Source organism: Pedobacter sp. B4-66 (assembly GCF_018492665.1).
In the GTDB taxonomy this organism is placed as follows: domain Bacteria; phylum Bacteroidota; class Bacteroidia; order Sphingobacteriales; family Sphingobacteriaceae; genus Pedobacter.
This window is the reverse complement of the sequence record NZ_JAFVME010000018.1, coordinates 34,576-48,956: the sequence shown is the minus strand read 5'-3', so window position 1 is coordinate 48,956 and position 14,381 is coordinate 34,576. Positions and strand designations below refer to the sequence as shown.

The window sequence follows — 14,381 nt, the reverse complement described above, 5'->3', positions numbered from 1 at the left end:
GCTTAGTTTACCGATGTTAATTTTTGTGTTACTTGTTCTATTAAATGCTGCACTGATGCCTCTGACAATTGCAGAATTGGTTTTGGATAAACGCCCAATACGATAATTAATGCGCAAATCGTGTATAGGACTACCTTTTCTGAACCTTTTACATCTGTAAAAGTAATTGTTAAGTCGTTAGTTTTACCAAGCATGATGTTTTGATACATTCTGAACATATAAACTGCTCCGAATATGATCGTTAATCCTGCGAAAACAGCTATCCAGATATTGTACTGATATACCCCAATCAATAAAAGGAATTCTCCTATAAAGCCATTAGTTCCTGGCAATGCCACAGTTCCAAGAACTATAATCAAAGCAGTAATAGCCAATATAGGTGCTTGTTTGGCAATTCCACCTAATTCACTTATCCTATTCGTTTTCAAACGACTTGAGATGATGTCCAGAACAAAGAATAGTCCTACCACATTTATCCCATGACTTAACATTTGGATCATAGCACCCTGCATACCTTGTGTATTCAATGCAAAAATACCAGCACTGATTAAACCAACGTGTGCAATAGAAGAATATGCTACCAGACGTTTTGCATCTTTTTGCGTAAAAGCTATCAGTGACGCATACACAATCCCTATAACAGACAATATGATTACTACATGTCCCCAATCCTGAACCCCAGTCGGCACTATCGGTAATAACCATCTAATTACACCATAAATACCCATTTTCAACATTATACCAGCTAACAACATTGTACCTGCAGCAGGGGCTTCAGTATATGTATTTGGTTGCCAGGTATGGAAAGGGAATACAGGCATTTTAATTGCAAACGCAATAAAGAAAGCCCAGAAAATCCATCCTTGTTGTACTGAATCTAAGTTAAGATTATAGAAAGCCTGGATATCGAAATTATGTGCTGGGTTCTGCAAATAGAGATAAATTAAGCCTAAAAGCATAAACAATGATCCTGCGATTGTATAGACAAAGAATTTCATGTTTACCTTAATACGATCTTTCCCACCCCAAACTGCACAGATAAAATAAATCGGGATTAGTGCTGCTTCCCATCCGATATAAAACAGAAAAGCATCAAGTGAAGTAAACACAATTAACAAGCCAGTTTGCATAAAAAGAATCAAAGCAAAAAATGCATTTGAACTCTTGTAATTATGCTGATAGCTTGCCAATATGATTAATGGTACTAACACATTTGTTAATAATATTGTGATCATACTTATTCCATCAACACCTGCATGGAAATTTATTCCAAGATCATTGATCCATGGATAGTTTACCATAAATTGAGTACTGGCATCTGGGGTAAAGTTACATACCATCACCAATGCTAATGCAAGAGAGACAATTGCCGAAACCAATGCAACATGTTTTGCTGCATTTCCGGAAAAAGCGGTAACCAAGGCTCCTAGCAATGGTAAGAATATAAGAAGTAGTAAAAGTTGTTCCATTATGTTTTCTTGAACGATCTTTTATAGAGATAAATAAGTATACAATAACAATGAGATGATTCCTACCACCATCATAAAAATATAAAAGCCAACATTTCCGGATTGCATCAAGCGTAAACCTTTACTTGCTTCGGTTGTTCCCCAACCAAAACTATTAACAATGCCGTCAACAATTTTATTATCTACTATTTTATAGAAGAATACAGAAATTGCATCCAATGGTTTTCTAATTAATGCATCATATATCTCATCAAAATAAAATTTGTTATAAGATAAGTTTGCAAGCACAGAACGCTTAGCCTCATCAGGGGCCGGCACATGACTTTGTTTAATGTATTTTCCGTAAGCTACTGCGATAGAGATTAAAACACCAACAACAGAAACTGCCATAAGCGCATACTCTGTAGCATGATCAGGAGATTCGCCTGTATGCTTAATTACCGGAGAAAGCCAGTGTGATAACCAATGGTTTCCACCTAAAGCCTCAGGTACGCCAATAATACCACCAATTGCAGATAGCACAGCCAATACGATTAATGGAATAGTCATTGACTTAGGTGATTCATGAATTTTTTCTTCAGAATGATGTGTTCCACGATATTTACCATAAAAAGTAAGGAACAACATTCTGAACATATAAAACGCAGTAAGAAATGCGCCAAACACTGCAATTCCCCACATTACTTTATTGTGTTGATATACATGCGCCAAAATTTCATCTTTTGAAAAGAATCCTGAGAATGGAGGTAATCCAGCAATCGCTATAGTACCAATTAACATAGTTATGAATGTAATTGGTAGCTTTTTGCGTAAGCCTCCCATATGTCTCATATCTTGTTCATGATGCAAGGCATGTATAACAGATCCTGCACATAAGAACAATAATGCTTTAAAGAACGCGTGTGTAATTACATGGAAGAAAGCTCCGTTGTATGCGCCAACACCAAGACCTAAGAACATATATCCTAATTGAGATACTGTTGAATAAGCAAGTACCTTTTTAATATCTGTTTGGGTTAATGCAATAATGGCAGCCACAATTGCAGTAGCCAGGCCGACAATAGCAATCACATGCTGAATTAGTGGCGCTAAATCGAAGATCAGGTTAGATCTGGCAATCATGTAAATACCAGCTGTAACCATTGTCGCAGCGTGAATTAGAGCTGAAACAGGCGTTGGACCGGCCATCGCATCAGGTAACCACGTAAAAAGTGGCAATTGAGCAGATTTACCGCATGCACCAATAAACAGTAACAAAGCAATAAGCGCTATTGTATGATCTCCAGGCAACATGTTTGCAGCCTGAGGGAATATTTTAGAAAACTCAATACTTCCAAAAGTAGTAAAGATGAAAAACACACCTAACAAGAAGCCTAAATCACCAATACGGTTCATCACAAACGCTTTCTTCGCTGCTGAAGCATAACTGCTATTTGTATACCAGAAACCGATTAATAGGTAAGAACATAACCCTACGCCTTCCCATCCTATGAACATTACAATATAGTTCGATCCTAATACCAATAAAAGCATAAAAAAGATAAACAGGTTCAGGTAACTAAAGAACTTACCAAAACCTTCATCGCTATGCATATATCCAATTGAATAAATATGGATTAAGAAACCAACTCCGGTAACGATAAGTAACATTATTGCACTTAACGGATCTACCAGAAAGGATAGTGGAATATGTAGTTTTCCTGCGCTTATCCAATCAAAAAGAAAAACTTCATGAGATTTATTTGCATCTGAGCCTAAAGCCAGAAATATGCCAACACTGATGGCAAAAGAAACGAAAATAACACTGCTTCCTATAAAACCAATTAGGCCTTTAGATAATGTGTTTCTTCCCAAACCATTGATTATAAAACCAATCAAAGGAATCAACGGAACCAGCCAAACTAAATCTATTATCATTTTATATCTATACTTATATTACCACTTAAGGCGATTCAACACATTTATATCTACTGATTGAGTATTTCTGTATACCATTACAATAATACTTAAGCCTACTGCAACCTCTGCAGCAGCCAAAGCCATAATGAAAAATACAAATACTTGTCCGGATGGATCATTGTTATGTACTGAAAAAGCCGTAAGCAATAAGTTAACTGCATTAAGCATCAACTCTACAGACATAAATATAACGATAGCGTTTCTACGGGTTAATACTCCAATAACGCCGATTGTGAAAATAATAGCACTTAGCCAGATGTAATGGTTAAGTGGTACTCCCTGCAATTGTTGAGTCATGTTTTCCACTATACTTTTTCTTTTTTAGTTAACAATACGGCACCAACCATTGCTGAAAGCAATAAAATTGATGAAAGTTCAAACGGCAACATGAACTGCCCAAACAATTCCTTACCCAGGTTTTTCAATAAGCCCAAATTAGGATTTCTTAAAATAACGGGATCAGATACCGCTGTAGCTTTTAATGACCCGATTAAAGTTACCACCAAACAGCACCCAGCTATAACGCCAACTACTTTAACTGCTCCTGATTTTAGTGGCTCATTATCTTTATTGAGGTTCAGTAACATCAGTACAAAAAGGAATAGAACCATAATTGCACCCATGTAAACAATGAAATTTACAACAGCTAAAAACTGAGCGTTTAACAGAATGTAATGAACCGTAAATGTGAAGAATGTAACAATCAAATAAAGCACACTATGCACAGGGTTTTTTGAAAAAATAACCATCAGTGAAAAGAATACACTTAGTGTTGCTACAAAATAGAATACTGAAGTACCCATTATCTATGTTTAAACTGTTTATATTAAAAGGCCTTTACCAGGCATTATATACTAAATTACTATTTATTCAATGGTGCCTCAACCAATTTATCTTTACCGTAGATAAAATCTTTACGAAGATAATCAGAAGGTACAATTGGGCCATCTAAGTAGATTGCTTCTTTAGGGCAAGCCTCTTCACATAAACCACAGAAAATACAACGCAACATATTAATCTCATATACTGCAGCATATTTCTCTTCTCTGTATAAATCCTTTTCTTCAGGTTTACGCTCAGCAGCTATCATTGTAATAGCTTCAGCAGGGCAAGATAAAGCACACAAGCCACAAGCTGTACAACGCTCTCTTCCCTCTTCATCTCTTTTCAAAGAGTGCATACCCCTAAAATTTGTAGAGAACTCTCTTTCTACTTCTGGATATCTTATTGTAGCCTCTTTTTTAAATAAGTGGCTAATTGTAACAGATAAACCTTTAACTATTGCAGGCAAATACATGCGTTCTGCAAACGTCAATGGTTTTTGTTCTAATACTTTCTTTTTACTGGTTAATGGTTCCATTAAACCTCCTTATTATTTATCCGCTAATGCGGGTAGTTAAAATTTTTCAATTATTGCAATCACAATACCTGTGATAATGATGTTAGCTATAGCTAAAGGAATTAATCCCTTCCAACCAAGGTGCATCAATTGATCATAGCGGAAACGAGGAATTGTCCAACGAACCCACATAAAGAAAAATATGAATGCAAATATTTTTATAAAGAATACAAGAGTTCCAATCAAAGGGCCAATTATTGGTCCCGTGTGTAACAGTACCCAATCCATCCCTGGATAGTTATATCCTCCAAAGTAAAGCGTAGCCATAACTGCCGATGATACAAACATATTGATATATTCAGCAAACAGATAAAAACCCAACTTCATTGAAGAATACTCCGTATGATAACCACCAATTAACTCCGTTTCACACTCGGGTAAATCGAAAGGAGCTCTATTTGTTTCAGCGAACGAACAAATCATAAAAAGAAGGAATCCCAATGGCTGATAAAGTACATTCCAATGCCAGCCGTGTTGTTGTTCTACAATCTCTTTAAGACTCATTGTGCCTGTAACTAGCAGCAAAGCGATAATTGACAAGCCCATTGCTATCTCGTAACTAATGTTCTGCGATGCAGCACGGATAGCACTTAACAATGAGTATTTATTATTTGATGCCCAACCACCTATCATTACACCATAAACACCTAGTGAGACAACACCAAAGATGTATAATATACCTACATTGATATCTGTTACCTGTAATGGGATAACACGATCTCCAATAGTAATATCACTACCCCATGGAATAACAGCTGTTCCAATACATGCAGTAAGCATTGCTAATCCAGGGCCAACCATAAATAACCATTTGCTGGCATTTGAAGGAATGATTTCTTCCTTCATGAACATCTTAACTCCATCTGCCAATGGCTGAAGTATTCCAAAAGGACCAGCTCTATCCGGACCAAGTCGGTCTTGTAAAAAAGCAGCTACTTTCCGTTCAGCATAAGTAGAGTACATAGCAATCAATAAACTGATCCCAAAAATGATGGCAACCAGTACAAATTTTTCTATTACAAAAGCTATATCCATTAGAATTTGGTTGTTTTTTCTAGTTCTACTTTATTTGCCTGTTGCAATTGAGGGTTATTCTGAATAACAGGCAATGGTTTTAAGGTTTCATAATGATTAGAAGCAATAACCGAGGTATCGCTAATATGAGTAGGATGCTCAATTACCCAATCAGCCGTTTTCTTCTTATCAAAACGACAAGTGTTGCAGATAAACTCTTCAACCTCACCATAAATATCTTTGCGTGCTGTAACGCGTAAAACATCCTCTCCCTTATACCACAAGGTTACTTTACCACTACATGTTGGACAATCTCTATGTGCATCAATTGGCTTTGTAAACCAAACGCGATTTTTAAACCTAAATGTTTTATCAGTTAATGCGCCAACAGGACATACATCTATTACGTTTCCAGAAAAATCATTATCTACCGCCGTTTGGATATAAGTAGATATTTCCGAATGATCTCCTCTATTCAGGATACCGTGTACACGTTTATTTGTAATTTGATCAGCAGTAAATACGCAACGATAGCATAAGATACATCTGTTCATATGTAATTGGATTTTATCTCCAATATCTATCCGCTCAAATGTTCTGCGTTCAAATTCATATCTTGTTTTTTGCAAACCATGCTCATACCCAAGATTTTGAAGATCACATTCTCCCGCCTGATCACATACAGGGCAGTCTAATGGGTGATTGATCAACAGCATTTCTACAACTCCACTACGTGCCTCTATAACTTCCGGGGAAGTAATGTTTAGCACTTCCATCCCATCCATTACTGTTGTACGGCATGATGCTACTAATTTAGGCATCGGACGCGGATCCTTTTCAGATCCTTTGCTTACCTTAACAATACACGTACGGCATTTTCCGCCACTGCCTTCTAATTTAGAATAATAGCACATAGCAGGAGGCACAATATCACCACCTATTTGCCTTGCAGCATTTAGAATAGTTGTGCCGGGTGCTACTTCTACTGATATCCCGTCTATGGTTACCTTAACTTTGTCACTCATGATTGTTAATTTCCTGTCGTAACTTCTGCTTTCACAATTGGCTCAGCATAATTTGCTAAACCATAATTAGTATCTAAACATTTGATTGGCTCTTTAACATGCCATTCAAATTCATCTCTGAAATGTCTTATTGCACTTGCAACCGGCCAAGCAGCAGCATCACCTAAAGGACAAATCGTATTTCCTTCAATCTTTTTAGAAACATCAACCAATAAATCAATGTCGCTCATTTTACCATGGCCATACTCGATTCTGTGCAGTACTTTCTCCATCCATCCTGTACCTTCTCTACAAGGAGAGCATTGTCCACAGCTTTCATGGTGATAAAAACGAGAAAAGTTCCAGGTATTTCTAACAATACACTGATCTTCATCAAAAGCAATAAAGCCGCCAGATCCCATCATCGAGCCTGTCGCAAAACCACCTTCTGATAACGATTCGTAACTCATCAACCTTGGTTCGCCATTGGCCAATTTCAAAGTAAGATTTGCCGGCAAAATTGGAACAGAGGATCCTCCGGCTACAGTAGCTTTCAATCGTTTACCATTCGCAATACCACCACAATACTCATCAGAATAAATAAATTCCTCTACCGGTAAGCCTAAATCAATCTCATATACTCCCGGTCTAACTAAATTACCTGAAGCGGAGATCAGTTTAGTTCCAGTACTTCTGCCAATACCAATCTTAGCATACTCATCACCACCATCATTGATGATAGGCACAGTAGCCGCAATAGATTCAACATTATTTACTACTGTAGGACATCCATAAAGTCCGGCAATTGCAGGAAAAGGAGGTTTAATCCTTGGATTACCTCTTTTACCCTCAAGCGACTCTAATAAAGCAGTTTCTTCACCACAGATATATGCACCGCCACCAGGCTGAACATATAATTCCAGATCATAACCTGTTCCTAAAATATTTTTCCCTAAAAATCCAGCATTTTTTGCTTCTGCAATTGCTTTCTCCAATATTCTGATCTGAGGCATCATTTCGCCTCTTACATAGATATAAGACGTATTAGCACCCAGTGCAAAACTGGAAACGATCATTCCCTCAATAAGTGCATGAGGAATATGAGTCATCAGATATCTATCTTTAAAAGTTCCCGGCTCCGACTCATCTGCGTTGCAAACTAGATATCTTGCTACACCCTCTGGTTTCGCCAAAAAACTCCATTTCATTCCCGTAGGGAATCCTGCACCACCACGACCACGTAATCCAGACTTCTTAACTTCTTCAACAACTTCATCAGGAGTTAAAGTTTTTAGAGCCTTTTCTACAGCGCGATACCCACCTTTTTGGCGATAAACATCAAATGTATTGATGCCTGGTACGTTTATGTGTTCTAATAATAGTTTACGGGCCATTATTTCTTGCGTAAATCTTGTATTAACTCGTCAACCTTTTGTTCATTAAGGTTTTCGTAAAATGTATATTCAGGACCAATCTGTAATACCGGACCATAACCACAGGCAGCTAAACACTCTACACCTCTCCAGCTAAATAAGCCATCCGACGTAACTTCTCCTTCTTTAACACCTAAGTTTTTTTCTATGTGGTTCATCAGCTTCTCAGCCCCTACTAAACAGCAAGGTCCTGTTCTGCAAACTTCCAACATATACTTACCCTGCGGTTTTAAAAAGTACATGCTATAAAACGAAGCCACTTCATATACCTCAATACTCTGTATATCAAGATAAGCAGCAACTTTATCCATAGCATTTGGGCTTAACCAACCTAATTCGGCTTGAACCTCATGAAGCATTGGTAACAAAGCAGATTTCTGTTTACCTTTCGGGTATCTGCTAATTATCTCATCAAACTTTTCTTTTAAAGCTGATGAAAACTCTACAGGTTGTTGTTCTTCTACTTTAAGCATCTAATTCTCCTGCAATAATGTTCATACTACTCATATTAATAATGGCATCAGATAAAAGCATGCCTTTACTCATTGGTGCAAACATTTGATAATTAATAAAACTAGGTCTTCTGAAGTGCAAACGATATGGTGTTCTTCCTCCATCATTGATCAAATAAAATCCAAGTTCACCGTTACCACCCTCTACTGAATGATAAACTTCAGCTTTAGGAGCATCAATTTCACCCATCACAATTTTAAAATGATAGATTAACGCTTCCATGTTATTGTAAACCTCTTCTTTAGCAGGCAGATAAAACTCAGGTACATCTGCATGAAAAATACCTGCAGGCTCATGTTTTATTTTTTCTAAAGCCTGTTCAATCAACCGAACACTCTGCCACATTTCTTCATTACGAACAAGGTAGCGATCATAAATATCACCACTTGTTCCTACTGGAACTTCAAAATCAAAGTCTCCGTAAGATGAATAAGGATCACTCACACGAACATCGTAATCTACACCTGCTGAGCGCAATAAAGGCCCTGTCCATCCGTAATCAAGCGCTTGTTCAGCCGATACTGCAGCAACCTTAGCTGTACGATCTATAAAAATACGATTACGGTTAAGTAAGCTTTCAAACTCTCTTAATGCTACAGGGAACTCTTTTAAAAACTTATTGATCTTAGCAAAGGCGATTTCATTGAAATCTCTTTCAAAGCCACCGATACGTCCAACATTAGTAGTTAATCTTGCTCCGCAAATCTCTTCATAGATCTCATAAATATGTTCTCTGAATTGAAATAAATATAAAAATGTGGTGGTTGCGCCTGTATCCTGAGCAATAATTGTATTACAGATAATATGATCTGAAATACGAGCCAACTCCATGATAATTACCCTTAAGTAATCAACACGTTTAGGCATTTCAATACCCAATAACTTCTCAACTGTCATGTGCCAACCCATATTATTTATAGGTGAAGAGCAATAGTTTAATCGGTCTGTTAAAGGAGTGATCTGATAGAATGGACGGTGTTCTGCAATTTTTTCAAAAGCACGATGAATGTAGCCAATAGTAGATACACCACTAACGATGCGTTCACCATCTAACTGAATTACATTTTGAAAAACACCATGTGTGGCAGGGTGAGTTGGACCTAAATTTAAGGTAACCAATTCATTCTGCGGGTCGTTATCTGTATATACCGGTTGATTCATCATTTCTTATCTACCAAAGTATTCGTCTTTTTTATCTACTCTGTTTGGATCTTCTAAAGGATACTGCTTTAACATTGGATGAACACCAAGATCATCCATATTCAATATTCTTCTAAGATCCGGATGGCCTTCAAACTTTACTCCAAACAAGTCATAAGTTTCTCTTTCCATCCAGTTGGCCGCATTCCATAAGGTGGTTGCAGTTGGAATTTCAGGATGATGCTCATCTATAAAAACTTTCACTCTAATCCTGATTCTATTAACCATGCTATGCAGGTGATAAACCACGGCAATACCATGTTTTTTTTCTGGATAATGTACCGCCGTAATGTCGGTAAGGAAATTAAAGCTAGCTAATGTATTTTGTTTCAGAAAAGCTAAAACATCGATAATAACATCCTTTGTGGTTTCAAAAGTAAGTAACCCATAAGGCTCGGTAATTCCAATTATTTTCCCACCAAACTTTTCAGTTAGCTGTTGTATTAATTCCTGATTAGTAACCTCTGCCATTATTCAATTCCGTATGAAGCCAACATTTCTCTATATTGATCTGAATTCCTTCTTCTTGAAGATTCATTCTTAACCAATTCCTGAATTTTACCAAAACCATCTAAAATAGCTTCCGGTCTTGGTGGACACCCTGGAACATACACATCTACCGGAATAATTTCGTCTATCCCTTGTAAAACGGAATAAGTGTCAAAAATACCCCCGCTTGATGCGCAAGCACCAACAGCAATAACCCAACGAGGCTCTGCCATCTGTAAATATACCTGCTTAAGAACCGGACTCATTTTCTTGGCTATTGTCCCCATTACCATTAATAAATCTGCCTGACGTGGAGAAAAGCTTAAACGCTCAGATCCAAATCGACCAAAGTCATAATGAGATCCCATGGTAGCCATAAACTCAATACCACAGCATGAAGTTGCGAATGGCAAAGGCCATAATGAATGGGAACGGGCCAAGCCAATAACCTTATCTAAGGACGTAGCAAAAAAACCAGATCCTTCTATGCCTGGAGGCGCGTCTACTATATTGATGTTACTCATGATACAAAACGAAAAAGGTTCATTCCTGTAAAGAATGAACCACAAATCTACAATTTTTTAAAAGCAAATGAATTAAGTTGAGGGCATTTAGAAACAATCTAAATAATCTAATTCCAATCCAGTGCTTTCTTCTTTATAACGTAAATAAAGCCTAATAATAATGTCCCCATAAAGATAAACATCTCTATCATTCCAGCCATTCCAAGTGCTCTGAAATTAACTGCCCAGGGATACATAAATATTACCTCCACATCAAACAGAACGAAGAGAATAGCTACTAGAAAATACTTAATAGAAAATGGCTGACGTGCATTACCTATCACCTTTATACCAGCCTCAAATGTTGACAGCTTATCAGATGTTTTCCTCTTAGGGCCTAAAAAATGTGTTGCAATTAAAGTAACAACAACAAATCCTAAGGCAACAACTACTTGAAATATAATTGGTAAAAAATCTACAGGTACACTTTGAGTTTCCATTTGAATATAATTATGAGACAAAAATAAAAGAAAAAGGCGGGATAACAACCCCGCCTTTTTCTTTTATTATAAAATTCTTACTTTTTCTTTGGTTTTGCAGTAGTAGCTTTTGGAGCTGGAGCAGTTAATGATTTAATTCCTTCTAATGCAACAGCATTCGCCGGATCAATCGCTAAACTTTTATCCCAATATAATTTTGCTTTTTCCTTATCGTCCTTAAATGAAGCAAAACCAGCAATTTGGTTATATGCTTCTACCATATTCTTTTTAACTGCTGGTGTCTGTTTATCAACATGTGCTTCAACAGAATCTAAATATTGCTGATAAAAAGGCAATTTTAAGCCAGTTGGCGCTACTTCATCATCCATAAAATCGTTGATTCTAGCCCTGTATAGAATCGCATCATATGTCGATGGAGCTAATTTCAATAATTTCGCTAATGACGCGTCACCTTTAACCAAAATATCTTTAGAAGGGTTCGTTTTTGCGGTGTAAGCTTTATAATAAGATACGTATGATGCGATAGCATGGTAAAAATAATTATATAGCGATCCCTTACCCTCTGGATTCAAACGGTTAACTACATCATAAGTAGCGATCGCTTTCTTATAATTTTTCGCATCATAGTAAGATTTAGCAATTGCAGCTAAAGCCTCAACTTTCGTAGAATCCATACTAACTGCTTTAATCACATTAACCAGACCTAAGCTATCGTTAGCAGCATCAGTACTATCTTTCATTAAAGCTTTACCCAAGTACATATAATCATCAGAGATAATACGAGAAGTATCTTTCACTTTAGCAAAGAACTCTTTCATGTATTGCAAACTCTGAGGAAAATTTCCATTCTCAAAAGCAGAATAACCTCTCAATCTTGAAACGATCAAACTTTTAGGATCATTTTGATTCAATGATGCTAACTCCGAAGTTTCTTGCTCCAATGTTTTAAAATCTTTTGCATAGAATAAGAAGGTAGCATAACGTAATCTTGAATCGTAAGATTTGTCAGTTAAATCAAGATATTTCTTATAATTCGTTAAGGCTTCTGCTGCTTTAGCATCAAAGTTTGCTGGCTCTTGATTTCCCCACTGCATATTAAGCTCAGCTAACTCACGATAAGCAGGGCCATAGTTTGGATCTGCAGCCACAACATTCTTCAATTCGCCTTCAGCATCACTAAATGCTCTTGATTCTTTATACATTTTTCCGATTTGAACAGTAGACCTGTACAAAGTTGGATCAATACTTAATGCTCTCATATAATTCTGAAGTGCTTCAGAATTTTTTCTTTGCAATGAATAATAATCACCTAAAGCAACAAATGTTTCGGCTTCTTTGTCCTTATCATCAAGCTCTTCTGCTTTTTGTAAATTAGGTAATGCAGCTGCAAAATCTGGTTTATCACCAATTAAATAAGCTTTACCGATATACAGATATGGGGTAAAATCCTTTTTAGAAGCTACTTCAATTGCTTTATCAAAATTTGTCTTAGCAGACGCTGCATTATTTGAAATAAGGTCAGCTTCGCCTAAACCTATATAATTTAAAGGATTTTTTGCATCTGCTGCTACACCTTGAGTAAAGGCAGCTCTTGCAGAATCAATGTAATCTCTTCTTAAATAAACATCACCTAAACTAAAGTAGTTCTCTCCCTTTCCTTTTTGCGATGCAACCAATGTTTTAAGCATTGAAGTCGCTTTAGCGTACTGTTCGGCATCTATCGCCTTCTTTGCATCGGTAATGCTCTGAGCAAAAGAGGCAGAACCCATCACTACTAAACCTAAACCTAAGGTTATTGCTTTCTTTGTCATTTTCATAGTTCCTCTATTTTCAATTTAATTGTATGAAGCTTGCTTTGCAGGTTTCATGGTTCGATATTTTGTTTTTAGTTTTAATTATTAAGCAGACATTCCCAAATTCTGGTTCACTTTACATTGTCTCCTATTTCTATATCCCAAATATAAAATTTAGTTTGTATTCTTCAAGTTAAAATCCCTGGACATCATTTTATGAGGTCCCAATCCAGACCTCAATACGATTAATTGTCCGCGAGGACTCATTAACCAATTTGCAAAACCCGTGCCTAAACCATCACGTCCTTCACAATTAATGATGTAAACATTCCTTAAAAACGGATAAATGCCACTAATTAAATTCTTTTGATCTGGACGATAGAATGCATTATCGCCCTTCTTCCCTTTAATGTTCTTCACCCCCATCATTTTCACCTTTGCAATATAAGAAGTCATATTGGAATTATTAGATAATAACCAGTTTACGCCAACTACTCCTATAAAATTCTTATTTTCAGAAACGTACTTTATAACGTCATTATTACTCTGTAAAGTATAAACTCCCTTTTTTGGCAGCTCGGTTATCTGAGCCAATTCCTTAAAATACCTAAGTGTACTTGAATAAGCATTATCAAAAACCAGTTGTTTTCCACTTGTAGAAGTTCCATTTAATATTTTAATCACTTCGTCAACCGTAATATTTGAATCCACATCATTCTTCTGAGTAAGTAAGGAAATGCCATCTATGGCAAACCTTGAACTCTTTGGGACAATGCTTCGGCTTCTGTATATCCTATCCTCTTCTGGTGTTAACATTCTAGACGATACGATAACTCTAATGCTATCATTTAAAAAGGCTGGCATTATTTTATTTTCGTTACCTGCAATAGTTGTAAACTCCGCATTTTTATAATCAGACTTAAATACTTCTATCTGATCAGCGATAATTGAAGAAAAAGACTCATCTACAAGAATCTTTACAGTGCCTGATGTACGAGTTTGTTCTACAACATCGGGTTGCTTTTTATTCTTACAAGAAAATAGCACAAAAAAAATGAATACAAAACCTAGATTCTTCATTACTTTAATTATCCTTTTGATTAAT

At 36.6% G+C, this 14,381-nt stretch carries 15 protein-coding genes; all 15 read right to left on the bottom strand.

Annotation, left to right across the window (positions count from 1 at the left end):
• Nucleotides 1-2: 2 nt before the first annotated feature.
• Nucleotides 3-1,469, bottom strand: a complete 1,467-nt coding sequence (locus J1905_RS22635) for a complex I subunit 4 family protein (RefSeq protein WP_214229472.1) — start codon at nt 1,467-1,469, stop codon at nt 3-5.
• Nucleotides 1,470-1,490: 21 nt separating this feature from the next.
• A complete protein-coding gene (gene nuoL / locus J1905_RS22630) occupies nt 1,491-3,383 on the bottom strand; it encodes an NADH-quinone oxidoreductase subunit L (RefSeq protein ID WP_214229534.1) in 1,893 nt (630 codons plus the stop codon).
• Between the two features lie 21 nt (nt 3,384-3,404).
• Nucleotides 3,405-3,725, bottom strand: a complete 321-nt coding sequence (nuoK, locus tag J1905_RS22625; protein WP_216854440.1) for an NADH-quinone oxidoreductase subunit NuoK — start codon at nt 3,723-3,725, stop codon at nt 3,405-3,407.
• A gap of 8 nt (nt 3,726-3,733) precedes the next feature.
• Nucleotides 3,734-4,231 carry an NADH-quinone oxidoreductase subunit J family protein gene (locus tag J1905_RS22620; RefSeq protein WP_214229471.1) on the bottom strand — a complete coding sequence of 166 codons (498 nt, stop codon included), beginning with the start codon at nt 4,229-4,231 and terminating at the stop codon, nt 3,734-3,736.
• A 59-nt stretch (nt 4,232-4,290) separates the two neighbouring features.
• Nucleotides 4,291-4,788 carry a NuoI/complex I 23 kDa subunit family protein gene (locus J1905_RS22615; protein ID WP_173090204.1) on the bottom strand — a complete coding sequence of 166 codons (498 nt, stop codon included), beginning with the start codon at nt 4,786-4,788 and terminating at the stop codon, nt 4,291-4,293.
• Nucleotides 4,789-4,824: 36 nt separating this feature from the next.
• Entirely contained in the window at nt 4,825-5,862 is a 1,038-nt protein-coding gene (nuoH, locus tag J1905_RS22610) for an NADH-quinone oxidoreductase subunit NuoH (protein WP_108206422.1), read from the bottom strand.
• On the bottom strand, nt 5,862-6,866 hold the full coding sequence (locus J1905_RS22605) for an NADH-quinone oxidoreductase subunit G (protein ID WP_214229470.1): 1,005 nt from the start codon (nt 6,864-6,866) through the stop codon (nt 5,862-5,864). Before J1905_RS22605 ends, nuoH begins: the two co-directional genes overlap by 1 nt.
• Before the next feature lie 5 nt (nt 6,867-6,871).
• On the bottom strand, nt 6,872-8,239 hold the full coding sequence (gene nuoF, locus J1905_RS22600) for an NADH-quinone oxidoreductase subunit NuoF (protein WP_214229469.1): 1,368 nt from the start codon (nt 8,237-8,239) through the stop codon (nt 6,872-6,874).
• Nucleotides 8,239-8,751 carry an NADH-quinone oxidoreductase subunit NuoE family protein gene (locus J1905_RS22595; protein ID WP_214229468.1) on the bottom strand — a complete coding sequence of 171 codons (513 nt, stop codon included), beginning with the start codon at nt 8,749-8,751 and terminating at the stop codon, nt 8,239-8,241. The genes nuoF and J1905_RS22595 overlap by 1 nt, the downstream gene beginning before the upstream one ends.
• Nucleotides 8,744-9,955 carry an NADH-quinone oxidoreductase subunit D gene (locus J1905_RS22590; RefSeq protein WP_246254435.1) on the bottom strand — a complete coding sequence of 404 codons (1,212 nt, stop codon included), beginning with the start codon at nt 9,953-9,955 and terminating at the stop codon, nt 8,744-8,746. The genes J1905_RS22595 and J1905_RS22590 overlap by 8 nt, the downstream gene beginning before the upstream one ends.
• A 3-nt stretch (nt 9,956-9,958) precedes the next feature.
• Nucleotides 9,959-10,462 (bottom strand): NADH-quinone oxidoreductase subunit C, encoded by a 504-nt coding sequence (locus tag J1905_RS22585; RefSeq protein ID WP_108206427.1) that lies wholly within the window; start codon nt 10,460-10,462, stop codon nt 9,959-9,961.
• Nucleotides 10,462-11,004 carry an NADH-quinone oxidoreductase subunit B gene (locus J1905_RS22580; protein WP_173090198.1) on the bottom strand — a complete coding sequence of 181 codons (543 nt, stop codon included), beginning with the start codon at nt 11,002-11,004 and terminating at the stop codon, nt 10,462-10,464. Before J1905_RS22580 ends, J1905_RS22585 begins: the two co-directional genes overlap by 1 nt.
• Before the next feature lie 107 nt (nt 11,005-11,111).
• Nucleotides 11,112-11,483, bottom strand: coding sequence for an NADH-quinone oxidoreductase subunit A (locus tag J1905_RS22575; protein WP_173090197.1), 372 nt, complete (start codon nt 11,481-11,483; stop codon nt 11,112-11,114).
• 77 nt (nt 11,484-11,560) lie between these two features.
• The gene (locus tag J1905_RS22570) at nt 11,561-13,300 is read right to left on the bottom strand and encodes a tetratricopeptide repeat protein (protein ID WP_214229467.1); all 1,740 of its coding nucleotides are present in this window, start codon (nt 13,298-13,300) and stop codon (nt 11,561-11,563) included.
• A 150-nt stretch (nt 13,301-13,450) separates the two neighbouring features.
• Nucleotides 13,451-14,356 carry a substrate-binding domain-containing protein gene (locus J1905_RS22565; protein ID WP_214229466.1) on the bottom strand — a complete coding sequence of 302 codons (906 nt, stop codon included), beginning with the start codon at nt 14,354-14,356 and terminating at the stop codon, nt 13,451-13,453.
• Nucleotides 14,357-14,381: the final 25 nt, after the last annotated feature.